The sequence below is a fragment of the Streptomyces sp. NPDC008137 genome (assembly GCF_042957035.1).
GTDB lineage: Bacteria > Actinomycetota > Actinomycetes > Streptomycetales > Streptomycetaceae > Streptomyces.
In genome coordinates this window covers 174,035-198,684 of sequence record NZ_JBIBHN010000010.1, presented here as the reverse complement: position 1 = coordinate 198,684, position 24,650 = coordinate 174,035, and the positions used below count along the sequence as shown (strand labels likewise).

General features: G+C 72.4%; 22 protein-coding genes. 10 read left to right on the top strand and 12 right to left on the bottom strand.

Going from position 1 to position 24,650, the window contains the following annotated elements; all coding sequences use genetic code 11:
- Window positions 1-31: 31 nt before the first annotated feature.
- The 4 genes from ACFZBT_RS19345 to ACFZBT_RS19330 all read right to left on the bottom strand — a co-directional run bounded on the left by ACFZBT_RS19345 (window position 32) and on the right by ACFZBT_RS19330 (window position 3,201).
- Window positions 32-715 carry a response regulator gene (locus ACFZBT_RS19345; RefSeq protein WP_382499260.1) on the bottom strand — a complete coding sequence of 228 codons (684 nt, stop codon included), beginning with the start codon at window positions 713-715 and terminating at the stop codon, window positions 32-34.
- Window positions 712-1,935 carry a histidine kinase gene (locus ACFZBT_RS19340; protein WP_391104896.1) on the bottom strand — a complete coding sequence of 408 codons (1,224 nt, stop codon included), beginning with the start codon at window positions 1,933-1,935 and terminating at the stop codon, window positions 712-714. The genes ACFZBT_RS19345 and ACFZBT_RS19340 overlap by 4 nt, the downstream gene beginning before the upstream one ends.
- A 178-nt stretch (window positions 1,936-2,113) precedes the next feature.
- Entirely contained in the window at window positions 2,114-2,392 is a 279-nt protein-coding gene (locus ACFZBT_RS19335; protein WP_391104894.1) for a hypothetical protein, read from the bottom strand.
- 23 nt (window positions 2,393-2,415) lie between these two features.
- A complete protein-coding gene (locus ACFZBT_RS19330; RefSeq protein WP_391104960.1) occupies window positions 2,416-3,201 on the bottom strand; it encodes a PspA/IM30 family protein in 786 nt (261 codons plus the stop codon).
- Between the two features lie 325 nt (window positions 3,202-3,526).
- Between ACFZBT_RS19330 and ACFZBT_RS19325 the strand changes: the two genes are divergently transcribed.
- Window positions 3,527-4,126, top strand: coding sequence for a DUF3043 domain-containing protein (locus ACFZBT_RS19325; RefSeq protein ID WP_391104892.1), 600 nt, complete (start codon window positions 3,527-3,529; stop codon window positions 4,124-4,126).
- Between the two features lie 80 nt (window positions 4,127-4,206).
- Window positions 4,207-4,911 carry a methyltransferase domain-containing protein gene (locus tag ACFZBT_RS19320; RefSeq protein ID WP_391104958.1) on the top strand — a complete coding sequence of 235 codons (705 nt, stop codon included), beginning with the start codon at window positions 4,207-4,209 and terminating at the stop codon, window positions 4,909-4,911.
- Between the two features lie 52 nt (window positions 4,912-4,963).
- Here the strand turns inward: ACFZBT_RS19320 and ACFZBT_RS19315 are convergent, their stop codons facing one another.
- The gene (locus ACFZBT_RS19315) at window positions 4,964-5,176 is read right to left on the bottom strand and encodes a hypothetical protein (RefSeq protein ID WP_382499266.1); all 213 of its coding nucleotides are present in this window, start codon (window positions 5,174-5,176) and stop codon (window positions 4,964-4,966) included.
- A 258-nt stretch (window positions 5,177-5,434) separates the two neighbouring features.
- Here ACFZBT_RS19315 and ACFZBT_RS19310 point away from each other — a divergent pair, with 258 nt between their 5' ends.
- Window positions 5,435-6,634 (top strand): bifunctional adenosylcobinamide kinase/adenosylcobinamide-phosphate guanylyltransferase, encoded by a 1,200-nt coding sequence (locus tag ACFZBT_RS19310; protein WP_391104889.1) that lies wholly within the window; start codon window positions 5,435-5,437, stop codon window positions 6,632-6,634.
- Window positions 6,635-6,818: 184 nt separating this feature from the next.
- Here ACFZBT_RS19310 and ACFZBT_RS19305 read toward each other — a convergent pair whose 3' ends face one another.
- A complete protein-coding gene (locus tag ACFZBT_RS19305; protein ID WP_391104887.1) occupies window positions 6,819-7,856 on the bottom strand; it encodes a methyltransferase domain-containing protein in 1,038 nt (345 codons plus the stop codon).
- A 176-nt stretch (window positions 7,857-8,032) separates the two neighbouring features.
- On the opposite strand from ACFZBT_RS19305, the gene cobT reads away from it, so the two are divergent.
- Window positions 8,033-9,133, top strand: a complete 1,101-nt coding sequence (cobT, locus tag ACFZBT_RS19300) for a nicotinate-nucleotide--dimethylbenzimidazole phosphoribosyltransferase (protein WP_391104885.1) — start codon at window positions 8,033-8,035, stop codon at window positions 9,131-9,133.
- A 126-nt stretch (window positions 9,134-9,259) separates the two neighbouring features.
- Window positions 9,260-9,958, top strand: coding sequence for a hypothetical protein (locus ACFZBT_RS19295; protein ID WP_391104883.1), 699 nt, complete (start codon window positions 9,260-9,262; stop codon window positions 9,956-9,958).
- Here ACFZBT_RS19295 and ACFZBT_RS19290 read toward each other — a convergent pair.
- A complete protein-coding gene (locus ACFZBT_RS19290) occupies window positions 9,898-10,662 on the bottom strand; it encodes a hypothetical protein (RefSeq protein WP_391104881.1) in 765 nt (254 codons plus the stop codon). The two genes, ACFZBT_RS19295 and ACFZBT_RS19290, sit on opposite strands and share 61 nt — an antisense overlap.
- Before the next feature lie 60 nt (window positions 10,663-10,722).
- On the opposite strand from ACFZBT_RS19290, the gene ACFZBT_RS19285 reads away from it, so the two are divergent.
- Window positions 10,723-11,505: an adenosylcobinamide-GDP ribazoletransferase gene (locus ACFZBT_RS19285; protein WP_391104878.1), complete on the top strand. Its 783-nt coding sequence runs from the start codon at window positions 10,723-10,725 to the stop codon at window positions 11,503-11,505.
- A 15-nt stretch (window positions 11,506-11,520) separates the two neighbouring features.
- Here the strand turns inward: ACFZBT_RS19285 and ACFZBT_RS19280 are convergent, their stop codons facing one another.
- The 5 genes from ACFZBT_RS19280 to ACFZBT_RS19260 all read right to left on the bottom strand — a co-directional run bounded on the left by ACFZBT_RS19280 (window position 11,521) and on the right by ACFZBT_RS19260 (window position 18,138).
- The gene (locus ACFZBT_RS19280; protein WP_391104876.1) at window positions 11,521-12,303 is read right to left on the bottom strand and encodes an endo alpha-1,4 polygalactosaminidase; all 783 of its coding nucleotides are present in this window, start codon (window positions 12,301-12,303) and stop codon (window positions 11,521-11,523) included.
- A complete protein-coding gene (locus ACFZBT_RS19275; protein WP_391104874.1) occupies window positions 12,300-12,959 on the bottom strand; it encodes a spherulation-specific family 4 protein in 660 nt (219 codons plus the stop codon). The genes ACFZBT_RS19280 and ACFZBT_RS19275 overlap by 4 nt, the downstream gene beginning before the upstream one ends.
- Window positions 12,956-14,461, bottom strand: a complete 1,506-nt coding sequence (locus ACFZBT_RS19270; RefSeq protein WP_391104872.1) for a hypothetical protein — start codon at window positions 14,459-14,461, stop codon at window positions 12,956-12,958. The genes ACFZBT_RS19275 and ACFZBT_RS19270 overlap by 4 nt, the downstream gene beginning before the upstream one ends.
- Window positions 14,458-16,008, bottom strand: coding sequence for a GT4 family glycosyltransferase PelF (pelF, locus tag ACFZBT_RS19265; protein WP_391104870.1), 1,551 nt, complete (start codon window positions 16,006-16,008; stop codon window positions 14,458-14,460). The genes ACFZBT_RS19270 and pelF overlap by 4 nt, the downstream gene beginning before the upstream one ends.
- A 138-nt stretch (window positions 16,009-16,146) precedes the next feature.
- A complete protein-coding gene (locus ACFZBT_RS19260; RefSeq protein WP_391104956.1) occupies window positions 16,147-18,138 on the bottom strand; it encodes a hypothetical protein in 1,992 nt (663 codons plus the stop codon).
- Window positions 18,139-18,534: 396 nt separating this feature from the next.
- Here ACFZBT_RS19260 and ACFZBT_RS19255 point away from each other — a divergent pair, with 396 nt between their 5' ends.
- From ACFZBT_RS19255 to ACFZBT_RS19240, 4 genes are all read left to right on the top strand, one after another.
- Entirely contained in the window at window positions 18,535-20,061 is a 1,527-nt protein-coding gene (locus tag ACFZBT_RS19255) for a leucyl aminopeptidase (protein WP_391104868.1), read from the top strand.
- 397 nt (window positions 20,062-20,458) lie between these two features.
- The gene (lpdA, locus tag ACFZBT_RS19250; RefSeq protein WP_391104866.1) at window positions 20,459-21,847 is read left to right on the top strand and encodes a dihydrolipoyl dehydrogenase; all 1,389 of its coding nucleotides are present in this window, start codon (window positions 20,459-20,461) and stop codon (window positions 21,845-21,847) included.
- 62 nt (window positions 21,848-21,909) lie between these two features.
- Window positions 21,910-23,688, top strand: a complete 1,779-nt coding sequence (gene sucB / locus ACFZBT_RS19245) for a 2-oxoglutarate dehydrogenase, E2 component, dihydrolipoamide succinyltransferase (RefSeq protein ID WP_391104864.1) — start codon at window positions 21,910-21,912, stop codon at window positions 23,686-23,688.
- A 260-nt stretch (window positions 23,689-23,948) separates the two neighbouring features.
- The gene (locus ACFZBT_RS19240) at window positions 23,949-24,572 is read left to right on the top strand and encodes an FCD domain-containing protein (protein ID WP_391104862.1); all 624 of its coding nucleotides are present in this window, start codon (window positions 23,949-23,951) and stop codon (window positions 24,570-24,572) included.
- Window positions 24,573-24,650 lie beyond the last annotated feature (78 nt).

Below are 24,650 nucleotides of genomic sequence, written 5' to 3'. Positions count from 1 at the left end.
ATACTCCGGGCGCAGTACACCCGGGCCGGGCTCACTCCACCCTTGGACGGACCAGTCCGGACTCGTACGCAGTGACCACGAGCTGGGCCCGGTCCCGGGCACCCAGCTTGGCCATGGCCCGGTTGACGTGCGTCTTCACCGTCAGCGGGCTGACCTCGAGGCGCTCGGCGATCTCGTCGTTGGAGTGTCCTCCGGCGACCTGGACGAGCACTTCGCGCTCCCGGCCGGTGAGCGAGTCGAGCCGCTCGGCGCGGGCCGGGTCGCGCTCGCCGTCGTCGGCCGGGTCCTGGGCGAGGAAGCGTGCGATGAGGCCGGTGGTGGCCGCCGGGGACAGCAGCGCCTGGCCGCCGGCGGCGGTCCGGATCGCGGTCAGCAGCTCCTCGGGCTCGGAGCCCTTGCCGAGGAAGCCGGAGGCGCCGGCGCGCAGCGACTGCACGACGTAGTCGTCGACCTCGAACGTCGTCAGGATGACCACGCGGACATCGGCGAGTTCGGGGTCGGCGCTGATCATGCGGGTCGCGGCGAGACCGTCGGTGCCGGGCATCCGGATGTCCATGAGGACGACGTCGGCGTGCTGCTCCTTCGTCATCCGCACCGCTTCCGCCCCGTCGGACGCCTCCCCCACCACCTCCATGTCGGGCTCGGAGTCGACGAGCACCCGGAAGGCGCTGCGCAGCAGCGCCTGGTCGTCGGCGAGCAGGACACGGATGGTCATGCGGGGTCCTCCCCGGTCGGTGTGCGGTTCTTGACGGGCAGGATCGCATGGACGCGGAAGCCGCCTCCGTAGCGGGGACCGGTGGTCAGGGTGCCGCGCAGGGCGGTGACGCGCTCCCGCATGCCGAGCAGGCCGTGGCCGCCGCCGCTGCCCGGGTCGGCGTCCTCGCCGCTGCCGTCGTCGAGCACGGTGATCTCGATGTTCGGTCCGACCCGTACGACGCTGACCTCGGCCTTGGCGTGCGGCCCGGCGTGCTTCTGCACGTTGGTGAGGGCCTCCTGGATGATCCGGTAGGCGGCCAGGTCGACGGCCGCGGGCAGGGCGGTGCCCTGGTCTGTGCGGGCGACCTCGATGCGCTGGCCGGCGTTGCGGAAGGTGCCGGCGAGTTCGTCGAGGCGGTCCAGGCCGGGGGCGGGTTCGGTGGGGGCCTCCGGGTCGCCGGACTGCCGGAGCAGGCCGACGGTGGCCCGCAGCTCGTTGAGGGCGGAGCGGCTGGCGTCCCGGACGTGGGCGAGGGCCTCCTTGGCCTGGTCGGGGCGTTTGTCCATGACGTGGGCGGCGACGCCGGCCTGGACGTTGACCAGGGCGATGTGGTGGGCGACGACGTCGTGCAGGTCCCGGGCGATGCGCAGGCGTTCCTCGGCGACCCGGCGGCGGGCCTCCTCCTCCCGGGTGCGTTCGGCGCGTTCGGCGCGTTCCCGGATGGCCTGGATGAAGGCGCGGCGGCTGCGGACGGCGTCGCCCGCGGTGGCGCCGATGCCGGCCCAGGCCACGATGCCGAGGTTCTCCTGGGCGTACCAGGGCAGGGGGCCGGCGGCCATGGCGGCGCCGGTCAGCACGGTCGTGGTGAGCAGGCCGACGCGCCAGGTGGTGGGGCGGTCGGTGGTGGAGGCGACGGTGTACAGGGCGATGACGGCGGACATGGCGACGGGGGCGCGGGGGTCGCCGGTGACGGATTCGACGACGGAGACCGTGCCGGTGAGGACCAGGACCGTCATGGGGGCGCGGCGGCGGAAGACCAGGGCGGCGGCGCCGAGGACCATGAGGACGAGGCTGAGGGGGTCGGGGGTGCGCAGGGCCCAGCTGACGGGGGTGTCTCGGTGGCGGGGCTCCACGAAGGAGCCGGCGACCATGCAGGCCAGGACGCCTGCGGCCAGGACGGCGTCCACGGCCAGGGGGTGCGCCTTGGCCTGGACTTTGGCCCTTTGGAGGGTGCTCACGGCTGTTTACGGTAGCTGGGCGGGGAGTGCGGGGGTATGGGGGTGGGGTTCAGAAGGTCGGGTGTGGGGTGCTCGGCGTTGGGGCTGGGGCCGGGTGGGTGCGCAGCCCGGCGGTGCGGGGTGCCGCTGCGCCCACCCGTGCCGCCCCTAGCGGCACGCATGCCCGCAGCTGGGTGGGTCAGCCTGGGATCAGGCCGTCGTCGCTGAGGAGTTCCTGGACTTCCTCCAGGGTCGCGTCCGGGGACGGGAGGATGAGTTCCGAGGGTTCCAGGGAGTCGTCCGGGAGGGGGTCGCCGAGGTCGCGGACCCTGGTCAGCAGGGCCTGGAGGGTGCGGCGGAAGGCGGGGCCGTCGCCGTTCTCCATTTCGGCCAGGAGCTCGTCGTCCAGCTTGTTCAGTTCGGTGAGGTGGCCGTCGGCCAGCCTCACCTGGCCCTCCCCCATGATCCGTACGATCATGTCGCCCTCCTAGGCGTGGGCCCCTACTGCTTGTCGAAGCGCGGGGTGTCCTGCGGCTGCTGCCGGTCCTGCTGCTGCGACTGGCTCGTGCCACCACCTTCGATGGCCTGCTGCCCGGCGGCCGGGCCCCCGGCCAGCTCCTGCTTCATCCGCTGCAGTTCCAGCTCTACATCCGTACCACCGGAGAGCCGGTCCAGCTCGGCCTGGATGTCGTCCTTGTGCATGCCGGAGGGGTCGTCCAGCGCCCCGGAGGCGAGCAGCTCGTCGATCGCGCCGGCGCGGGCCTGGAGCTGGGCCGTCTTGTCCTCGGCGCGCTGGATGGCCAGGCCGACGTCGCCCATCTCCTCCGAGATGCCGGAGAAGGCCTCGCCGATCCGGGTCTGCGCCTGGGCCGCCGTGTAGGTCGCCTTGATCGTCTCCTTCTTCGTACGGAAGGCGTCGACCTTGGCCTGGAGCCGCTGGGCCGCGAGAGTGAGCTTCTCCTCCTCGCCCTGCAGCGTCGAGTGCTGGGTCTCCAGGTCGGTCACCTGCTGCTGGAGGGCGGCCCGGCGGGACAGCGCCTCACGGGCCAGGTCCTCACGGCCCAGCGCGAGCGCCTTGCGGCCTTGGTCCTCCAGCGTGGAGGACTGCTTGTTCAGCTGGGCGAGCTGCAGCTCCAGGCGCTTGCGGCTGGTCGCCACGTCGGCGACGCCGCGGCGCACCTTCTGGAGCAGCTCCAGCTGCTTCTGGTACGAGTAGTCGAGGGTCTCGCGCGGGTCCTCGGCCCGGTCAAGGGCCTTGTTCGCCTTCGCGCGGAAGATCATCCCCATACGCTTCATGACACCGCTCATGGGCTTCGCGCGCCCCCTTCTGACCGAACCGGCTCCAGCTCCTGCGACAGAACCCACAGTACGGGCCCTGCATCCATTACCGCACTGTTCGGGGACGGATGCGCTCATCCCCAAGGACGACTGTGGACGGTCCCGCTCCGGCGTAGGGAGTAGGTGATCCCCGGGGTTACCGGAGGCCTACATCCCGGGAAACCGCCGGAGCCGTACACATCGTCCCCTCTGTCCCCATACAGACGACTGGTGTTGCCGGATCGTTCCCCACGGGGCTGGGGTCCATGCCCGGAAGCCCTTACCCTTGGGTTTTGTGTTCCGTAGCCGTGCGAAGGATGAGAAGGCCCAGGACGCCGTGAAGGCGCCGGAGACCGACTCCAGTCAGCCCCGTCACCCCGAGGCCCGCAAGGGCCGCCCCACGCCCAAGCGCAGTGCGGCCCAGTCGCAGCGCCGCAGCGTGGCCAACACGTCGACGACGCGCAAGGAGGCCGCCAAGCGCCAGCGCGCGGAGCGCCGTACCGCGATGGAGCGCCAGCGTCAGGCGCTGGCCAGCGGCGACGAGCGGTATCTGCCCGCCCGCGACAAGGGACCGGTCCGCCGGTTCGCGCGCGACTTCGTCGACTCGCGGTTCAACATCGCGGAGTTCTTCCTGCCGATGGCCGTGGTCATCCTCGTGCTGAGCATGGTGCGCGTGGCGGCGCTGCAGAACATCGCGCTGCTGCTGTGGCTCGTGGTGATCGTGCTGATCGTGCTCGACTCGTTCGTCTCCGCCTTCCGCCTGAAGAAGCAGCTGGCCGAGCGGTTCGCCGGTGAGAACAAGCGGGGCGCGGTCGCCTACGCTCTGATGCGCTCCCTCCAGATGCGCCGGCTCCGGCTGCCGAAGCCGCAGGTCAAGCGCGGAGAGCGGCCCTGACCACGACGCCGATTCCCGAGAGCGCGGCGGATGCCCGGGAGACCGGGACGGGCGGGCTGCGCGATGTGGTCCGGCAGGAGCTGGTCGCCCGGCAGCTGGACGAACAGATATCCGGGCGGTTCCCGGTCGGGCAGCGGCTGCGGGTGCTCGACGTCGGCATGGGCCGGGGCACGCAGGCGCTGCGGCTGGCCCGGGCCGGGCACCAGGTGACCGGTCTGGAGCAGGACCCGAGGATGGTCGCCGCGGCCCAGGAGTCCCTCGCGGGGGAACCAGAGGGCATCCGGAAGCGGATGCGGATCATCGAGGGCGACGGCCGGGACACCGGTGTGCACTTCCTGCCGGGCGCCTTCGACGTGGTCCTGTGTCATGGCGTGCTCATGTACGTGGAGGAGCCCGACCCGCTGCTGGCGGGTCTCGCCCGGATGCTCGCGCACGGCGGACTGCTGTCCCTGCTCGTACGCAACGGGGACGCGCTCGCGCTGCGGCCTGGGCTGTCCGGCGCCTGGGCGGACGCGCTGACGGCCTTCGACACGACGGCATACCGGAACCGGCTGGGGCTCGACGTACGGGCCGACCGGCTGAAGGACCTGACGTCGACGCTCGCGGGGATCGGGGCGCCGCTGCACGCCTGGTACGGGGTGGGCGTGTTCACCGACTCGGCGGCGGACGACGCCGAGGTCCCGGGTGACGCCAGGACGCTGCTCGCGGTGGAGGAGAGGGCCGGGCGGACGGATCCGTACCGCGGGGTGGCGGCGTTGTTGCACCTGTGCGGCGTCCGGGGCTGACGCAGCCGGACGATGTGGGGTGGGCGAGGGCCGTCGGCCCCCGCCCCCGGGCTCACGCCTCGGCCGCGTGCAGACTCATCGGGCCGTAGATCTCCGTGGCGTCCTCGAACAGACGCACCTGGTCGGCGCCGCCCTCCTGCAAGGCCTTCCAGTGCTCCCCGATCCAGGACTCGGCATCCCCCTGGGTGGGGAAGTCCTCCGGCGGTACCGCGGGCTGGACCTCCGCCCCGTCGGTCTTCTCGAACCGCCACGTCCATGCCGCCATGTACGCCTCCCATGTGTGTGAGCACACTGCACAGCCTGCACAGCGGGAGCCGGATCTTGGTCCGGCTCCTGTCCCCGAGCGTAAGCGCTCCGCCGGGTGGGGCGTTATAGGGCTTGCGGGAGTGCGGGTGGTCGGGCGTGTGCGGGTTGTGGTGGGCTGGTCGCGCCCGCGCGGCGGAGCCGCACATCGATACGGTCCCGCGCCCCTCAGGGGCGTCTTCGTCACGCGTGCCCCATGGCCACGGGTGAGAATCGGGGCGTGGAACTCACTCTGCTTGGTACTGGCGCTCCCGCGGGGCTTCCCCGTCCCGATTGTTCCTGTGCGGCTTGTGCGGCCGCTCTCGGACCGGATTCCCGGGCAGCCACCGCGTTGCTTCTGGACGGGGCGCTGTTGCTCGATCTGACGCCCGGAGCGGCGTTCGCGGCCGCTCGGGCGGGGCGTTCGCTGACCGGCGTGCGGCAGGTGCTGTTGTCGCATCCGCATGACGGGCCCGCGGTCGAGGTGCCTGCCGGGGTGCCGCAACCCGGACGGGTGCCGGACGGGCAGGAGTTGACGCTGCTGACGGGGCACCGGGTGCGGGCGGTGGCGATGGACGCGCCGGGCACGGGGTACGAGGTGACCGGGCCGGAGGGGCAGCGGCTGCTGTATCTGCCACCGGGCGGGGCGCCGGCGGGGCTGGCGGAACCGGCCGAGCCGTACGACATGGTCCTCGCGGATGTCGTGGGGCGGCCGGACGCGCTGGCGAAGCTGCGGGCGGTCGGGGCGGTGGGGCCGACCACCGATGTGGTCGCCGTCCATCTGGACCACGACGTGCCGCCGGGCCCGGAGCTCGGGCGGCGGCTCGCGGCGGCCGGGGCGCGGGCGGTGCCGGACGGGGCGACGCTGGCGGTGGGGGCGTACGAGGACGTGCCGGACGTACCGCGGCGGACGCTGGTGCTGGGCGGGGCGCGGTCGGGCAAGTCGGTGGAGGCCGAGCGCCGGCTGGAGGCCTTTCCCGACGTGCTGTACGTGGCGACGGGCGGGTCCCGCAACGGGGACACCGAGTGGTCGGTGCGGGTGGCCGCGCACCGGGAGCGGCGGCCTGGGTCGTGGCGGACGGTGGAGACCTGCGATCTGGTGCCGTTGCTGGCGGAGGAGGGGCCGCCTCTGCTCATCGACTGTCTGTCGTTGTGGCTGACGGATGCCATGGATTCCGCCGGGGCGTGGGACGACGCGGTGTGGGCGGAGCGGGGGGAGAAGGTGTTGCGGGAGCGGGTGCGGGAGTTGACGGAGGCGGTGCGGGCGAGTCGGCGTGTTGTTGTGGCCGTGTCGAACGAGGTGGGGTCGGGGATCGTGCCGGCGACTGCGTCGGGGCGGCGGTATCGGGATGAACTGGGTCGGTTGAACGCGGGGTTCGCCGAGCAGTGTGAGCAGGTGCTGTTGGTGGTGGCGGGGCAGGCTGTGGTGCTGCGGGGGTGACCGGTGCTGTGGGTGGGGGCTGGGGCGGGGTGGGTGCGCAACTCGGCGTGACGAGGTGCCGCTGCGCCCACCCGTGCCGCCCTGGGGGCACCTCCCAGGCCCTTTAGGCACTGGGGGAGGCACGCATGCCCGCAGCTAGGGCGGCAACGCATGCCCGCGGCGGGGGCGGGGCGCAGGCCCGCAGCTAATGAGCCTTTTGGGCGATGACGCGGTATGTGTTCGCCAGGCGGGTGCGGCGGGCCAGGGGGGCCAGTAGGTGGTCCGTCAGGGACGCCAGGCCGACCAGAGGGAGGCCCGCTCGGAGGAGGGCCTCTCGGGCGTGGCGTTGGAAGGCGGGTGGGGGGATCGCCCGCCAGGGGGTGTCCGGAGTGGGGAGGGCGTGGGAGAGGGCCAGGGAGGTCGCGCCGGAGAGGTCGTGGGGGATGTGGGTGGGGCGGTGGTCGAGGGTGAGGACCGTGCAGCCGGTCGTCTCCAGTTCGGCCCGGAGATTGCGCGGGGGCAGCAGGTGGAGGTGGCGGGGCTGGTCGTAGGGGAGCCACCAGCGGCCGAGAAGGGCGGCGAAGACGCTGCGGGGGTCGAGGGTCTCGACGAGCAGGTGGCCGCCGGGGCGCAGGACGTGGAGGGCGGCGTGGAGTTCCGCGCGGGGGTCGGGGGCGCCCTCCAGGTGGTGGAGCATGCTGACCACGTCGTAGCGGGCACGCAGCGGGCCGGAGATCCGGGGGTCCGACAGTCGGCCGACGTGGGCCTCCTCGACGCGTTCGGCAGAGACGGCCCGGACCACGTCCGGGGTGACGTCCAGGCCGTCGAAGGAGGTGTAGGGGAAGAACTCCCGGGCCGTCGCCGGGAAGCGCGCGTGGCCCGTCCCCACGTCCAGCCAGCTCTCCGGCTCCCCGAACCGCCGCATCGCCCGGGCGGCCGACAGGTGGCGCCGCCGGCTGCCGCGCAGGGCGACGAGGGCGTCGGCCGTGGGGTCCATGGGCGCCCCGCGCACGGTCCGGTGGTAGTGGGCGAGGCCCTCGTCCGTGAGGCGGGGGTTCTGGAAGGTGTGGCCGCAGTCGCGGCAGTCGTCGACGGTGAAGCTGCCCGGCTTGTACTGCCGCAGGTCGCCGGTGCGCAGCCGGTTGCGCAGCCGGCCGGAGCCGCACCAGGGGCAGTCCTCGCGGCGCGGTTCGTGGACCGGCGCGGGCGCCTGGGGGACGGAGGGGGCGGGAAGTTCGGGCATGGGCGGCTCCCGGGCGCGAGGCGTACGGCAGTGGCGCGAGCCGTACGGCAGGGACGTACGACAATCCGCTGCAAACGGGAACGTATGGGATGCCGATCTTGGGTGCAACGACGTCGCCGTGACGGAGTCGCGATGTGGCGCCGTGCTGTTCGATCGGTGCCGGTACTGTTCGGCGAATGAGCTCGCTTAATCTCGACGACTTCACCGATCTGATCGAGCGTCCGGACGGCGGGATCCGCCGTGACGCCGAGGCGCGCCGGGGGCGGCAGATCGTGCCGCCAGGGTCGCTGGGCCGGCTCGACGACCTGGGTGAGTGGCTGGCGGCGGCGCAGTCCGCGGTGCCGGTGCGGCCGGTCGAACGCCCGCGGGTGGTGCTCTTCGCCGGTGACCACGGCGTCGCCGAACTGGGCGTCTCGGCCCGGCCGGCGGGCGGGGCCGGGGAGTTGGTGCGCGAGGTGCTGGAGGGCGGCAGGCCGGTCTCGGTGCTCGCGCGGCGGCTCGGCGTGCCGGTGCGGATCGTCGACATGGCCCTGGACTGCGATCCCGAGGCCCTGCCCGAGGACGTCGTACGGCATCGGGTGCGGCGCGGCAGCGGGCGGATCGACGTCGAGGACGCGCTGACCCTGGAGGAGGCCGAGGCGGCGTTCCTGGCCGGGGTCGCGGTGGCCGACGAGGAGGCCGACTCCGGTACGGATCTGGTGGTGCTCGGCGATGTGAGCGTCGGCGGGACGACGGCCGCGGGCGTGCTGGTCGCGGCGTTGTGCGGGGTCGACGCGTCGGTGGTCACCGGGCGTGGCGGGCTGGCGATCGACGATCTGGCCTGGATGCGCAAGTGCGCGGCGATCCGCGACGCGCTGCGCCGGGCCCGGCCGGTGCTCGGGGACCAGTTGCAGCTGCTGGCGACCGTCGGCGGGGCCGATCTCGCGGCGATGACGGGCTTCCTGCTGCAGAGCGCCGTGCGGAAGCTGCCCGTGGTGCTCGACGGGGTGGTGACGGCCGCGTGCGCGCTGGTCGCGCAGCGGATCGCGTTCCGGGCGCCGGACTGGTGGCTGGCCGCGCACGACAGCGGAGAGCCCGGGCAGGCGAAGGCGCTGGACCGGATGGCCCTGGAGCCGCTGCTGACGCAGGGCGTGACCGTCGGCGAGGGCGCGGGCGGGCTGCTGGCGCTCCCCCTGGTGCAGGCGGCCGCGGCGCTGGCGGCGGAGCTGCCCGAGAAGCCGAAGGAGTCCGAGCAGCCGGTGGAGGAGGAGACCTCGGAGGCTCCCGCCGAGCAGTAGCGATCCAGGTCACGCACACCTGGCTCAACTTCGTCCCGTTCCGGTCGGTCTTGGAACGTGGTGTCGGTTTGACTGAGTCGCAGACACCCTCAGACGTACCGACGCACGGACGAGGACGACCGCTCGATGACCACGCTCGCCCGCTGGGCCCGCGCCGAATGGGGGCCGCTGTACGCCGCGGTGCGCGGGCCGCTGCGGGAGCGGCGCCTGCGGGCGGTGCCGATGGCGGCCGGGGCCGTGTGCCTGACGTCCGTGCTGCACTTCGTCCACAACCAGGCGTGGGGCTACGGGTTCGTGCAGGACACCGGTGCCGTGCGGGCCGAGGACCCGCTGTGGCTCGCGCTGCTGCGGACGCCGCTGTCGCTGTTCGTGCCCGCGCTGGATCTGCCGGTGTGGGGTGCGCTGACGCAGATCCTGCTGGTGTTCGGCATCGCGGAGATCTGTCTGGGGTGGCGGCGGGCCCTGCTCATCGCCTACCTCGCGACGCTCGCGGGCACGCTCTACGCCCGCCTGGGCATCTGGCTGGGCCCGGACTCCCCGCTGGGCCTGCCCGCCTCGGACGCCCGGGTCGTGGACACCGGGCCGTCGGCGGCGGTGGTGGGTCTCGCCGTCTGCCTGGGGCTGCGCTATCGCGCGTATGCCACGGCGGCGGTGGTGATCGTGGCCATGGTGGTCGAGGTCGCCGTGAAGGAGAACCTCGCGGGCAAGGAGCATCTGGCGGCGATCGCGGCCGTGCTGGTGCTGTACGCGGCCGGTGCGCTGCGTCAGCGGTGTTCGAGGGACCGGACGGGCTCGGAGTCGGGCGCGCCGCCGATCCAGTCCTGAAATCTGCGCCGGGGGCCGACCCAGCGACGGTCGTGGTGGTAGGCCCGCAGGCCGGATCTGGCCCGGGCGCGGGGGCGGTTGCGGTAGAACCGCTTGGCCCACGGGGAGGTGGGGCGGGCCAGCCGTACGGCGCCGATCAGGGCGACCAGGGGGATGATCACGCCCAGGACGGCGAGGCGGACCTTGCCCTTGAACAGGGCGATGAGGGCGAAGGCGAAGTTCACGAGGACGTTCCCGAGGACGACGGCGCGGTTCTGCTGCTGGTCCTCGCTGAGGTCGTCGACGCCCAGCGGCGAGAAGCCCAGCAGGAGCAGGCCGACGAGGGAGGCGGTGAGGACGACCATCTCGACGCTCTTGCGGCCGTCCGGGGTCCAGTAGACGTCGGCGAGGTGCAGGACCAGGGCGAACTCGTCGAGGACGAGGCCCGCGCCGATGCCGAAGATCACCGCGGCCAGCGCCGAGCCGAAGCCGTACTGGCCGCCGGCGACCGCGCCGAAGCCGCCGATGATCGTCAGGATGACGCCGGGCACCACGTGGTGGACGTGGACACCGCCGCTGCCGCTGATGTTGCGGAAGGGGCCCTTGCCCGCCCGGATGAGACGGGTGATGCCCCGGGTGATCAGAAAGGTCAGCACGAACGAGACGAGAGCGAGGAGCAGCGGCAGCTTGCCGGGTTCCATGATGTTCCGTTCGAACCATCCCATATGTGAACTTTATCCTCGGCCACCGCACCCGCTCTCCTGACCGGCCGGTAGCCTGCGCCGGTGTCCAGAACCTCGCCCCTCGACGGTCTCCGCTTCGCCTTCGGCACCCTCACCGTGTTCCCGGTCCGGGTGACCCGGTGGGACCGGGAGGCCGGGCGCGGCGGCATGCTGTGCGCTCCCCTGGCCGGGCTGGCGGTCGGTGCCGCTGCCGCCGCCGTCGGGCTGGTGCTGCTGTTCCTCGGCGCGGGCGGGCTGCTCGCCGCCGTGGCCGGCGTCGCCGTGCCGGCCGTCCTCACCCGGGGGCTGCATCTCGACGGGCTCGCGGACACCGCCGACGGGCTGGGCAGCGGGAAGCCCGCCGAGGACGCGCTGCGGATCATGAAGCAGTCGGACATCGGGCCGTTCGGGGTCATCGCCCTCGTCCTCGTCCTGCTCGCGCAGGTCGCCGCGCTCGCCCAGGCCTACGACGCCTCCTGGGCCCGGGGCGCCTTCGCCGCGGTCGTCTCCGCGACGGCCGCCCGGCTGGCCCTGACCCTGGCGGCCCGGGCCGGGGTGCCGGCGGCCCGGCCGGAGGGGCTGGGGGCGGCGGTCGCGGGCGTGGTGCCCCTGCGCGGGGCGTTGCTCACCGCCGTCACCGTCACGGGGGCGGCGGCTGCGGTGAGTGCTTTCTGGGGGCCGTACGACGTGGTCCGGACCGGGTGCACGGTCGTCCTCTCCCTGGTCGCCGCCGAAGGGCTGCTGCGGCACTGCACGCGCCGCTTCGGCGGGGTCACCGGGGATGTGTTCGGCGGGCTCGCGGAGACGGCGGCGACGACGGCGCTGGTCGTCCTGGCGCTGGGCTGACCCACCGGCCCGGCCTCAGCAGGCCTGTCGCCACACCCCCAGTTCGTACTTCTTGAGCAGCGAACTCAGCTTCAGGCGGCGGGACTCGGCGCAGAAACGGCGGGTGGGCACCTCGTACTCGACGTGGAAGACGGCCTTGCCCGCGTCGACGAACGGCTTCAGGGCCGCGCACTCGCCGTACTGGGCGCACTGCTCGTTGACCGCGAAGTCGAAGTCCCCGACCAGCTCGGGGATCTGGTCCAGGTCGTTCTTCAGCCCGACGGCCAGGCCCCGGTCGTGGGCCAGGCGGGCGATGAGGCGGTTGTAGCGGAGCTGGTCGGCCGCCTTCAGCGGGAAGCCCGTCTCGTTGCGGTAGCCGTCCATGTTGTCGGGCTCCACCGCGTCGAAGCCCTTGTCCCGGCACATGTCGATCCGGGCCGCCATGAGGGGCTCCAGGACATCGGTGCGGCGGATGTCCAGCCAGCGCTCGCCCTTCCAGCCGTTGCCGCGCCCGAGGACGGACTTCGGGAACTTACCGGCGTCCGGGCGGAACTCCTCCCAGGCGCCGGTGGACAGATAGCAGATGACCTTGCGGTCCTCGCGGTGCAGACGCGTGACGGTGGCCTCGGAGTGGTCGAAGCCGTCGATGTCGTAGACCGGGACGTCGACGGAGGTGTCCAGCTTCCCGCTGAGCTGCCACTGCCAGGCGGTGCCCGGCCGGGGCTGCCAGCGGGGGCCCGGTTTGTCGTCGTCGGCCTTCTGGGCGCAGCCGGCGAGCAGCAGGACGAGCAGGGCGACGAGCGAGGACGTGCGTCTCACGGGGTGTTCTCCGGGTGGTGCAGGGTGTACGGCAGTGTGCCCCAAGGATGATCGCCGCTGCCGGGCACCGCACAGTGCACCGCCGCGCCCCGCGCCCTGGCCAGGCCCTCCGGGTCGGCGTCGGGCGGCACGTCGTACACCAGGTGGCACAGTCGCACGTCGCCGCCGCCCGGCCATGGCTCGGGGCGCAGCGCGCGGTACGACGCCCAGGTGCCCTCGAAGGTGACGAGGACGTCGGCGATGCGGGCGTAGCAGGGGTGCGGTGCCGTGCCGTGGTTGAGGACGAGGGTGCCGCAGCCGACGCCCCAGGCGGCCACCGCCAGTCGCTGGTAGTACTCGAACTGCTCGGGCCCGGAGGAGACCTGGTCGAGGAAGGCGCCGTCGGTGCCGTACCAGTCGCGGTGCCGGGTGAGGTCGCGCAGGACGTCGGTGGTGGCGCGGCGGCCGTAGCCGGTGTCGGCGTACCCGAGGACCCGGACGCCCGCGTCGCGCAGCCGGGCGGCGACCTCGGCGAAGGCCGCGTCGGGGCGGCCGCCGGGTCCGCTGGCCGGGTTGAGGACCACCCCGTAGAGGCGGGGCGCCGCCGCGACGATCGCCTCCCATTCGGCGGGGCGTACGGACGGGTGCTCGTAGTACGGAACCAGGAGAGTGCTCATCGGTGGGCTGTTGCCCTCCCCAGCAGGGCGCACACCAGGGCGCCTTGGACGACGGCCGCCGTGCCGTACACGGTCAGGCCCGTCAGGTGCGGGTCCCCCGTGCGCGTGACGAGGAGCAGGGTCTGGGCGAGGGCCGCCGCGCAGCACACCGCCGTCGCGCCGGTCACCGCGCCGAACGACTGGAGCAGCAGCCCCGTCCACAGCACCACGCCCAGCAGAAGCAGCACGGCCAGCCGAATTCCGCCGGGGGCCGGGGAGTGCGGCCACAGGGCGGAGGCGGCGATGCCCAGTAAGAGCAGGGTGGAGAGGTAGGCGGCCAGGCATGCGACGACGGTGAGGACGGTGGTGCGCCGGAAGGCCCCGGCGGTGCGGCTGGAGCGCAGGGCGGCGAGGCTGTCGCCGCGGAATCGGTACAGCAGCCACTCCGCGGGGCCCATGCTGAGGGTGAGCGCCACGGCGGCGGGGGCGGCGACCGCGCTGCCGGTCTCACCGGCGAGGACGTCGCCGAGTGCCGCGTACAGCACGAGAACGCCGGTGGCGAGCCCGAACAGGGCGTACGGCAGAGAGCCCGTGAGCCGGGGCCCGGCGGGGCGACGAGGGGCGGCGCCGGACGCGCCGAAGGGCAGCAGGGCGACGAGGCTGACGGTCCACCCGCCCTCCTCCTTCACGGCCGGTGCCACTTCGCGCGCGGCGAGGGCCGCCACGGCCGCCAGGGAGCCCAGCAGGAGAACCAGGCTCACGGCCTCGGGCAGCGGGTCGGCCAGGGACAGGACCGCGCCGGTGGCCATCGGCGCGAGGGCGGCCGGCAGAAGCCGTTCGCGGCCCATCACCAGCAGGACGGTCGCCGCCGCCAGATAGCAGGACTGCCCGGCGGCGAAGGCCACCGCGGCCGGGGCGGCACCGGCCGCGCAGGCCAGGGCGACCACCGAGCCGAGCAGGGCACCGGCCGGGGCGCCGAGCAGCAGGGCGCGCCGCGCGGCCGTCCGGTCGCCCAGCCCCAGCCAGGCGTACGCCCGGTGGGCGAGGCCCTGGTTCCACGTCCAGCCGCACAGGGCACCGGCGAGCAGCGGGACCGTGCCCGGCGGGAGGCCGAAGGCGTCGTCGCCGGCGAACAAGGGCGCGCCGAGGACGTAGGCGAGGCCGGGCAGGGCGAAGACGACGCCGCGCAGCAGGCAGCCGAGCAGGCCGGTCCGCCACGGGTCGGGCACCGGGCCGTCGGGCTCGGGGTAGCGGCGTTCGACGCGTTCGTAGAGGGTCTCGGCGAGCGCGAAGGAGTTCTTGACGCCGTACCGCTCGCGTATCCGGTCGTCGGAGAGGCCGTCGGACTCCAGCAGGGCGGCGATCTCGTCCGGGTGGACGGCCGCGACGACGAAGTCCTCGAGCCGGGCGGCGAGTTCGTCGACCGGGTCGGGCCGGGCCCAGCTGGGGGTGGCGCGCTGGCGGGGGATGTAGGGCAGGGTGTCCGGGCGGGAGCCCGGCGGGAGCCAGACGCTTCCGCTCACCAGCCCGTTCCTCCCCCAGACTCCGTCCGGGGGGACCCCCAGACCGCTGTGGACGCGTACCAGGGGTCGCGCAGTTCCAGGGTCCAGTCGGCGACCATCTCCAGCGTGGGCTCGTACACCTCGTCCTCGCCCGCGAGTTCCTTGTAGACGGTGCGGAAGGCATCCACGGAGCGGCGCAGTGTGAACCGGTCGATCACGCGCTGCCGTGACAACGCGCCCAGTTCCAGGCGCCGTTCGTCGTCCTTGAGCAGGGTCAGCGCGGCGGCGGCCATCTTCTCGGGCTCGCGCGGGGGCACGACCAGGCCGGTGTCGCCGACGGCCTCGCACACCCCGCCGACATCCGTCGACACCGTCGTACGGCCGCAGGACATGGCCTCGATGATGGAGAACGGGAAGCCTTCGGAGATCGACGACAGCATGACGACGTGCCCGGCCGCGTAGGCCCGCCAGACCTCGGTGATCCGGCCCTCGAAGGTCAGGCCGTCGGTGACGCCCAGTTCGGCGGCGAGCTTCTCCAGCCGGGTCCGGTAGGCCTCGCCGCCGGGCGGGACCGGGCCGAAGAGCCTGAGCCGGGTCGCGGGGATCTCGGCGCGCACCATCGCGTAGGCGCGGATCAGAGTCTCCAGGTCCTTGATGGGGTCGATCCGGCCGCACCAGGAGAGGGTGGGGACCTCGGGCTCGGGACCGGCGTGCGGGAAGGCGGCCGGGTCGACGCCGTTGTACACCGTGCGGATCTTGCCGGCGTCGGCGCCGCCGCGCTCCTCCCAGCGGCGGTTGTACTGGTTGCACGGGGTGATCAGATCGGCGGCGCGGTAGCCGTAGGAGTTCAGCTCGCGGTAGAAGCCGAGCATGAACGCCTTCACCGGCCACCGTTGGGCGTCGTTGCGGTATCCGAGGTAGCGCTCGCGCAGATAGATACCGTGCTCGGTGAGCAGGAACGGTACGCCGTCCAGGTGGCGGGCGGCGAGCGCGGGCAGGGTCGCGAGGCCGCTGCTGACGGCGTGCGCCACGGAGTCCTCGGGGATGCGGACGCCGAGCGGGCGCAGGGCGTGTTCCAGCAGGTCGGTGGCGGTCAGCGCGTCGTGCACGGTGGGCCGGGCGGCGGCGGTCGGCAGATGCGGCATCGTCCAGATCCACATCAGGGACCTCAGCGCCGACTCGGTGCGCAGGGCCGCCGACAGGCGGCCGTCCCGGGCGAGTTCGGCCAGCTCGATCAGGGAAGTGCCGAAGTCGGTGGGCGAGCCGGGGTCGAGGAAGGAGAGCAGGAAACGCTCGTAGGTGTCGGTGAAGCGGCGGCGGGCCTTGCCGTAGGGGGGCCTCGCGCGGCCGGGGCGGGGGCCCCAGGTGGGGACCGAGGTGTGGGCGTAGACGTTGGGCGGGAGGTCCCAGGTGACGGGTTCGCGGCCGTTGCCGGTGAGGGAGACGATGTGGAAGTCGACCTCCGGCATGCCCTTGACGAGTTGGTCGCACCAGGTGCTGACGCCGCCGTGGACGTGTGGGTAGGTGCCTTCTGTGAGCATGGTGACATGTCGGCCTGTTCGCCTCATGCGGTGTTTCCCCCTGTGGTGCGGATGGTGTGCGGGGAGCTGCTGCCCGGATGCCGAGTGCGGGTCCGTCGTGGCTGGTCGCGCCCCGCGGCGGAGCCGCATGTCAGATACAGCCCCGCGCCCCTGGAGTACGTAGCCCTACGGCAGCTTCAAAGTGAGCGCCGACTGGAGTGCTGCCGGGGTCGTCCAAGTCGAGCGGGATCCCGCGTACGGGGTGCCGAAGTCGCTGGTGCCCAGGAGGAGTTGTTTCTTGGTGCCTTCCGGGGCGGTCACCGGGATCTGGGTGCCGGACGGGGCGGTGATGGTGACGGTGTTGCCGATGCGGTACGCCGTCACTCGGCCGTTGGTCAGGGCGGTCTGCCAGGCGGCTCGGCGCTGGATCTCGGTGCCGATGGCGCTGTGCCGGGGGTTCTCCAGCGGGGTGTTGTCGGCGAACAGGGCCCGGTAGTCGGCGAGCACCTTCTCCATGACCGGGTAGAGCAGCCGGTCCTCGGCCAGGTTGGACTGGTGCGCGTAATGCGGTCTGGGGTCGCCCGCGAGGGCGTGGCCGAGGGCGGTGCGCGCCTCCTGCGGGACGATGTGCTCGGCGTAGCCGGTGGTGGTGTCGAGCGGCTCGTCCAGGCAGGTCGAGGTGGGGTTGTCCTCGCAGACGCCGCTGCCGCCGTCGCCGCGCGAGGTGTAGATCCAGTTGTACTCGTCGGCCATCTCGGCGGCCGTGCCCACGTTGTAGTACACGTTCATCGGGTGGCGCGGGACGGTCAGTGCCTTGCCGACCGCCCGCTGCTCGGGCTCGCGGGAGTTGTCCGAGGCGATCCACTTGACGCCGGTGTCGGTGAGGGCGCCGGCCAGGTTGGGGTTGTCGGCGGGCTGCTGGGGCAGCGTCTTCAGGCCGGAGTGCTCGCCGGTGACGAGTTCGGCGCGGTCGACGGGGAGGCCCTTGCCCACGGCCCAGTTGTGGTTGTCGCGGATCTGCGCCGCGATCTCGGCGCGGCTCAGGTACTTCACCGAGCCGTCGGCGTTCTTGGCGCAGCTCCACGGCACGCTGGAGGTGTCCTGCACACAGCCGAGGAAGGGGTGCGTGTAGGTGTGGTTGACCCAGCGGTACTGGGCCTTGTCGGCGAGCAGCCGGTCGGTGAGGGCGTCGGTGCCGCCGTGCTCTGCCTTCCACTCCTCGCCGGAGCCGGCGTTGTAGACCATGTCCATGGTGAAGCCGTGCTCGCGCTGCCACTGGGCGGCGTAGGCGGCGTCGTCCGCGGTCATGCGGATCGGGGTGGTGCCCTCGCCGTCGCCGCCCGCGCAGTCGAAGTCGCCCGGGGTGCAGTCGCGTTCGGTGTCCCAACGGCTGTCCGGGGCGAACACGTCGTCGACGTGCACCGCGAAGGAGTTACGGGTCTGCCCCAGGTGCACGCCCTGGGTGAGCCACTCGACGATGCCGCGCGCCAGCAGGCGGAACTGCTGCTGGTTGTTGTTGTACGCGAACGTCACCACGAGTTCGCGGCGGCCGTCGTGGGCGTACTCGCCGACGAGGCTGCCGCGGCCGGTGCCGCCGGGCACGGGGATGTCGACGTAGCTGGTGAAGCCGGCGCGGGGTCGGGCGACGTAGCCGTAACTCTCCTGCACGGCCGGGGCGTTGTCCTCGAAGCGAAACGTTCCTTCGAGGTAGCCGAACCGGCCCGCCTTCCCGGCCGCGGTGACGGAAGCCTCGCGTCCGTCGAGGGAGCCCGCCCAGCCGCCCTCGCTGGTGTAGTCGAGGCCGACCTCCGGGTGGGCCCAGGTGTAGGCGTCGACCTGCGGGATGCCGTACGTCCGCTCGTAGGCCTCCAGGGCGGTCTGCTCGGCCGAGCCCGCGCCGAACGGGGCCTCGTTGGGCAGGACGACACCCTGGTACTTGGCGCGGGGTCTGCCGTTCACCGTGTCGCTCAGGAACGACTCGGTGATCCTCGGGCGGCCGGAGTCGTTCAGGTCGACGGTGGTGTACGGGACACCCGTGCTCCTGAGCTGGGCGGTGACGGCCTTGACGGGGCTGTCGCCGTTGTCCACCACCAGCACCTTGAGATCGATGCGCGGTTCCTCCGCCGCCGCCGCGCCGGGCGCCGTCGCCCCGGCCGTGATCAGGCCTGCCGCCGTCATCGCGGCGGCCGTGTTTCGCCACATACGCGCACGCTGCGCCATGGTTCCTCCCCCAGAAGATCCCAGAGATCCCCTTGCGGTCGAACAGAGGCCGAACAGAGGAGGATCAGTGAAAAGCATGCAAAGCGACGAGCGGGACTCTTGCCGGATCCGAGCGAGTGTGACCGAGTTCACCGCCTTGAAGGATCAAGAAATGGCTACTACGCGACCGGCAGATGAACACCCGCAGTAATGAGCGAACGCGGCCACGCGCGTAGTCTCGTCGTCGAGTGTTCGCCGTACCGGGGAAGGCCCCGTGATCGCCAGACCCGGAGTCGGAATAGGGTCGGCTCGGGCCCGGTCGACCCACACCGTTCGACCATCGCAACTTCACATCGGAAGCGAGATTTCACCACCGTGACTGCTCTCACTCTCAGCACCGCCGCGGCGCCCGGTCTGCGGGCCGACGCGATCGTGATCGGTGTCGCCAAGGGTGCCAAGGGCCCGGTCGTCGCACCGGGCGCCGAGGCCGTGGACAAGGCGTACGACGGCAAGCTCGCCGGCGTCCTGGAGACTCTCGGCGCCTCCGGTGCCGAGGGCGAGTTGACGAAGCTGCCGGCACCGTCCGGCTTCAAGGCGCCGCTCGTACTGGCGGTGGGCCTGGGCGCGCTGCCCGAGAAGGACGCCGACTACGACACCGAGGCCCTGCGCAAGGCCGCCGGCGTCGCCGCCCGCGCCCTGACCGGGACCAAGAAGGCCGCCTTCGCCCTGCCGCTGACGGACGCCGCCGACGCCGGCGCGATCGGCGAGGGCGCGCTGCTCGGCGCGTACTCCTTCGACGCCTACAAGGACAACGGCAAGGACGCCAAGGCGAAGAACGGCAAGGCTCCCCTCGCCGAGGTCGCCCTGCTCGGCGGCAAGCCCCGCGACAAGGCGTACAAGGCGGCGATCGAGCGTGCCGCCGCCGTGTCCGAGGAGCTCAACCGCGCCCGCGACCTGATCAACACCCCGCCGAACGACCTGAACCCCGAGGCGTTCGCCGCCGTCGCGCAGGCCGCGGCCAAGGAGCACGGCATCAAGGTGCAGGTGCTCGACGTGAAGGCCCTGGAGAAGGGCGGATACGGCGGCATCCTCGGCGTCGGGGCCGGCTCGGCGGCGGGACCGCGCCTGGTGAAGCTGTCGTACACCTCCTCGAAGGCGAAGAAGCACCTCGCCTTCGTCGGCAAGGGCATCACCTACGACTCGGGCGGCATCTCGCTGAAGCCGGCCGGTCACAACGAGACGATGAAGTGCGACATGAGCGGCGCGGCCACCGTGTTCGCCGCGGTGGTCGCCGCCGCGCGGCTGGGTCTCGAGGTCAACGTCACGGGCTGGCTGGCCCTGGCCGAGAACATGCCGTCCGGTTCCGCTACCCGTCCGGGTGACGTGCTGCGGATGTACAGCGGCAAGACGGTGGAGGTGCTGAACACCGACGCCGAGGGCCGGCTGGTGCTGGCCGACGCCCTGTGGGCGGCCTCCCAGGAGAAGCCGGACGCGATCGTCGACGTCGCGACGCTGACCGGGGCGATGGTACTGGCGCTGGGCAACCGGACGTTCGGGATCATGGGCAACGACGACGCGTTCCGCTCCGCGGTGCACGAGGCCGCCGAGGAGGTCGGGGAGCCGGCGTGGCCGATGCCGCTGCCGGAGCACCTGCGCAAGGGGATGGACTCCCCCACGGCCGACATCGCGAACATGGGTGAGCGGATGGGCGGCGGGCTGGTCGCCGGTCTGTTCCTGCGCGAGTTCGTGGGCGAGGGGATCACCTGGGCGCACCTCGACATCGCCGGGCCGGCGTTCAACGAGGGCGGGCCCTTCGGGTACACGCCGAAGGGTGGCACGGGGTCGGCTGTGCGGACGCTGGTGCGGCTTGCCGAGCTGACGGCTGCCGGGGATCTGGGCTGACCTTCGCCTGAGAGCTCGGGCTCGTCCGCTGTGTGGCGAGTGCGGGGGCGTGGGGGTTGTTCGCGCAGTTCCCCGCGCCCCTTGGGGCGAAGGCCTCGCGGCCGCGCGGCGGAGCCGCAGATCGAGCACAGCCCCGCGCCCCTGGGGTCGGACGCCCTCGCGCCCGCGCGGCGGAGCCGCAGATCAGGCACAGCCCCGCGCCCCTTCAGGGCACGGCTCATCTGAACGTGGGGCGTCTCACACAGCAGCCCGGCGTCTCTTTGTGTGTCGACAAGTGCGAAGATGGGGCTCGGCAGGACAGGGCCCCACCGAAGGGCCGAAGAACGAGCGGCCGGACACCAGCCGCCTGCCGGTCACTGAAGACCGGCTCACGGCGCACATGCATGGAGGACGTGACGTGGCGAACGACGCCAGCACCGTTTTCGACCTAGTGATCCTCGGCGGTGGCAGCGGTGGTTACGCCGCGGCCCTGCGCGGGGCGCAGCTGGGCCTGGACGTCGCCCTGATCGAGAAGGACAAGGTCGGCGGCACCTGCCTGCACCGGGGATGCATCCCCACCAAGGCCCTGCTGCACGCGGGCGAGATCGCCGACCAGGCCCGCGAGAGCGAGCAGTTCGGTGTGAAGGCCAGCTTCGAGGGCATCGACATCGCCGGCGTCCACAAGTACAAGGACGGCGTGATCTCCGGCCTGTACAAGGGTCTGCAGGGTCTCGTCGCCTCCCGCAAGGTGACGTACATCGAGGGTGAGGGCAAGCTTTCCTCCCCCACCTCCGTCGATGTGAACGGCCGGCGTGTCCAGGGCCGCCACATCCTCCTCGCGACCGGCTCCGTGCCGAAGTCGCTGCCCGGCCTGGAGATCGACGGCAACCGGATCATCTCCTCCGACCACGCCCTCGTCCTGGACCGGGTGCCGAAGTCGGCCATCGTCCTCGGCGGCGGTGTCATCGGCGTCGAGTTCGCCTCCGCCTGGAAGTCCTTCGGTGCGGACATCACGGTCATCGAGGGCCTGAAGCACCTCGTGCCGGTCGAGGACGAGAACTCCTCCAAGCTGCTGGAGCGCGCCTTCCGCAAGCGCGGCATCAAGTTCAACCTGGGCACGTTCTTCGAGAAGGCCGAGTACACCCAGGACGGTGTCAAGGTCACCCTCGCCGACGGCAAGGAGTTCGAGGCCGAGATCCTGCTGGTCGCCGTCGGCCGCGGCCCGGTCTCGCAGGGCCTCGGCTACGAGGAGCAGGGCGTCGCCATGGACCGCGGCTACGTGCTGGTCGACGAGTACATGCGCACCAACGTGCCGACCATCTCCGCCGTCGGTGACCTGGTCCCGACCCTCCAGCTCGCGCACGTCGGCTTCGCCGAGGGCATCCTGGTGGCGGAGCGTCTGGCCGGTCTGAAGACCGTTCCGATCGACTACGACGGTGTCCCGCGGGTGACGTACTGCCACCCGGAGGTCGCCTCCGTCGGCATCACCGAGGCCAAGGCCAAGGAGATCTATGGCGCGGACAAGGTCGTCGCTCTGAAGTACAACCTCGCGGGCAACGGCAAGAGCAAGATCCTGAACACCACGGGCGAGATCAAGCTCGTCCAGGTCAAGGACGGTGCCGTGGTCGGCGTCCACATGGTCGGCGACCGCATGGGCGAGCAGGTCGGCGAAGCCCAGCTGATCTACAACTGGGAGGCGCTGCCCGCCGAGGTCGCGCAGCTCGTCCACGCCCACCCGACGCAGAACGAGGCGCTCGGCGAGGCCCACCTGGCCCTGGCCGGCAAGCCCCTCCACTCGCACGACTGACCCCCTCGGTCGAGAAGCGACGACACAGACTTCCGCACTTTCCGTAAGGAGCAACCGAAACCATGGCGGTTTCCGTAACCCTTCCGGCGCTCGGCGAGAGCGTCACCGAGGGCACTGTCACCCGCTGGCTGAAGGCCGAGGGCGAGCGTGTCGAGGCCGACGAGCCGCTGCTCGAGGTCTCGACCGACAAGGTCGACACCGAGATCCCCTCCCCCGCAGCCGGCGTCCTGGCCTCCATCAAGGTCGCCGAGGACGAGACCGTTGAGGTCGGCGCCGAGCTGGCCCTCATCGACGACGGCAGCGGTGCCCCCGCCGCCGCCCCGGCCCCGGCCGCCGAGCCCGCTCCCGAGCCGGCCGCGGCCGCCCCGTCCACCGAGCAGGCCGCTCCGGCGCCCGCTCCCTCCGCCGACGCCGCCGCCGGCGGCGGCTCCGCCGAGGGCACGGACGTCGTCCTGCCCGCGCTCGGCGAGTCCGTCACCGAGGGCACCGTCACCCGCTGGCTGAAGTCGGTCGGTGACAGCGTCGAGGCCGACGAGCCGCTGCTCGAGGTCTCCACCGACAAGGTCGACACCGAGATCCCGGCGCCCACCGCGGGCACGCTGCTGGAGATCGTGGTCGGCGAGGACGAGACCGCCGAGGTCGGCGCCAAGCTCGCCGTCATCGGCGTCGCGGGCGCGGCTCCGGCCGCCGCCCCGGCGCAGGAGGCCCCGGCCGCCCCGGCCCAGCCCGAGCCCACCCCGGCTCCGGCCCCGGCGCAGCCCGCCCCGGCCCCGCAGGCTCCGTCGGCCCCGGCGCCGCAGCAGCAGACCACGCCGGCTCCCGAGCCGGTCCCGTCCGCTCCCGCGCCCGCCCCGGCTCCGGCCCAGGCCCCGGCCGCTCCGGCCGCCGCCCAGCCGGCCGACGACGGCGCCTACGTCACCCCGCTGGTGCGCAAGCTCGCCGCCGAGAACGGCGTCGACCTGGCCGGCGTCAAGGGCACCGGCGTCGGCGGCCGTATCCGCAAGCAGGACGTCATCGCCGCCGCCGAGGCCGCGAAGGCCGCTGCCGCCGCTCCGGCTCCGGCCGCTGCCGCCGCTCCGGCCGCCGGGGGCAAGAAGGCCCCGGTCCTGGAGACCTCGCCGCTGCGCGGCCAGACCATCAAGATGCCGCGGATCCGCAAGGTCATCGGCGACAACATGGTCAAGGCCCTGCAGGAGCAGGCCCAGCTGTCCTCGGTCGTCGAGGTCGACGTCACGCGTCTGATGAAGCTGCGCGCCCGTGCCAAGGACGCGTTCGCGGCCCGTGAGGGCGTCAAGCTCTCCCCGATGCCGTTCTTCGTCAAGGCCGCGGCCCAGGCGCTGAAGGCGCACGCGCCGATCAACGCCAAGATCAACGAGGCCGAGGGGACCATCACCTACTTCGACACCGAGAACGTCGGTATCGCGGTGGACTCCGAGAAGGGCCTGATGACCCCGGTCATCAAGAACGCCGGTGACCTCAACCTCGCCGGTATCGCCAAGGCCACGGCGGAGCTCGCGGGCAAGGTCCGCGCCAACAAGATCACCCCGGACGAGCTGTCCGGCGCGACCTTCACCATCAGCAACACCGGTTCGCGCGGCGCGCTCTTCGACACGATCATCGTGCCGCCCGGCCAGGTCGCCATCCTCGGCATCGGCGCCACGGTCAAGCGCCCCGCCGTCATCGAGACGGAGGAGGGCACGGTCATCGGCGTCCGCGACATGACGTACCTGACCCTGTCCTACGACCACCGCCTGGTGGACGGCGCCGACGCCGCCCGCTACCTGACGGCGGTCAAGGCCATCCTGGAAGCGGGCGAGTTCGAGGTCGAGCTCGGCCTCTGACGCCTGTCGCAGCACCACGGTGCCCCCGTCCGGACAACTCCGGGCGGGGGCATCGGCCTTTGTCTTTCAGGGGCGCGGGGCTGTATCGATGTGCGGCTCCGCCGCGTGGGCGCGACCAGCCACGACGGCGCGGCAGTCGAGGACAGCTCACACCCCCCGTGTAAGTCTCGTCTCACCTGCACCAAGACACCCTCACCCACCCCGCCCAGGGAGCGACCCGGCCTTATTGTCTAAACGTCAAACCCCTTTAAGGAGCTCACATGACCGCGCCCGTCATCCACTCGCTGCGCGAGCAGATCCGCGAGCACATCCTGGAGGGGATCATCAGCGGACGCTGGCAGCCGGGCGAGCGGATCGTCGAGCGCCGGATCGCCACCGAGCTGGAGGTCAGCCAGACCCCGGTCCGCGAGGCCCTGCGCGAACTGGAATCCCTGCGCCTGATCGAGTCCGCCCCCAACAAGGGCGTCCGCGTACGGAACCTCACCGCCGCCGACCTGGAGGAGAGCTACCCGGTCCGGGCCGGCCTGGAGGCCATCGCGGCGGAGCTGGCGGCCCAGGGCCTGGCAGAGGACTGCAGGGCACTGGAACCCCACGTCACCGCCCTGTACGAGGCCGACCGCAGGTCGGACGGCACGGCACAGGTCCGCCACACCGTCGCCTTCCACCGCGAACTGGTCCGCGCGGCGGGCAACTCCGTCCTGCTGCACACCTGGGAAGGCCTCGGCATCGAGGTGTTCACGGCCCTGTCGATCCGCTGGCTGGGCACCCAGCAGCAGTCGTACGCGGAGGAGCACGAGGAGCTGGTCGCCGCCTTCAAGCGCCGCGACCCCCGGATCGCCGAACTGGTGAAGGCCCACGTCCTGGGCTGCGCGCCCCGGGCGTGACACTCGAGCACATTCCCGCTCAAACGGCTCCGACCTGCGAAAACCATTCGAAAATCGGTCACCGCGTGCCACCGCGGA

What these genes read in the sequence shown, in the direction of transcription:
- ACFZBT_RS19275 (WP_391104874.1), bottom strand. Translation starts at nt 12,959, where the DNA reads ATGAGCACTCTCCTGGTTCCGTACTACGAGCACCCGTCCGTACGCCCC.
- ACFZBT_RS19290 (WP_391104881.1), bottom strand. Translation starts at nt 10,662, where the DNA reads ATGGGATGGTTCGAACGGAACATCATGGAACCCGGCAAGCTGCCGCTG.
- ACFZBT_RS19335 (WP_391104894.1), bottom strand. Translation starts at nt 2,392, where the DNA reads ATGATCGTACGGATCATGGGGGAGGGCCAGGTGAGGCTGGCCGACGGC.
- pelF (WP_391104870.1), bottom strand. Translation starts at nt 16,008, where the DNA reads ATGAGGCGAACAGGCCGACATGTCACCATGCTCACAGAAGGCACCTAC.
- sucB (WP_391104864.1), top strand. Translation starts at nt 21,910, where the DNA reads ATGGCGGTTTCCGTAACCCTTCCGGCGCTCGGCGAGAGCGTCACCGAG.
- ACFZBT_RS19345 (WP_382499260.1), bottom strand. Translation starts at nt 715, where the DNA reads ATGACCATCCGTGTCCTGCTCGCCGACGACCAGGCGCTGCTGCGCAGC.
- ACFZBT_RS19260 (WP_391104956.1), bottom strand. Translation starts at nt 18,138, where the DNA reads ATGACGGCGGCAGGCCTGATCACGGCCGGGGCGACGGCGCCCGGCGCG.
- ACFZBT_RS19305 (WP_391104887.1), bottom strand. Translation starts at nt 7,856, where the DNA reads ATGCCCGAACTTCCCGCCCCCTCCGTCCCCCAGGCGCCCGCGCCGGTC.
- ACFZBT_RS19295 (WP_391104883.1), top strand. Translation starts at nt 9,260, where the DNA reads ATGACCACGCTCGCCCGCTGGGCCCGCGCCGAATGGGGGCCGCTGTAC.
- ACFZBT_RS19330 (WP_391104960.1), bottom strand. Translation starts at nt 3,201, where the DNA reads ATGGGGATGATCTTCCGCGCGAAGGCGAACAAGGCCCTTGACCGGGCC.
- cobT (WP_391104885.1), top strand. Translation starts at nt 8,033, where the DNA reads ATGAGCTCGCTTAATCTCGACGACTTCACCGATCTGATCGAGCGTCCG.
- ACFZBT_RS19315 (WP_382499266.1), bottom strand. Translation starts at nt 5,176, where the DNA reads ATGGCGGCATGGACGTGGCGGTTCGAGAAGACCGACGGGGCGGAGGTC.
- ACFZBT_RS19240 (WP_391104862.1), top strand. Translation starts at nt 23,949, where the DNA reads ATGACCGCGCCCGTCATCCACTCGCTGCGCGAGCAGATCCGCGAGCAC.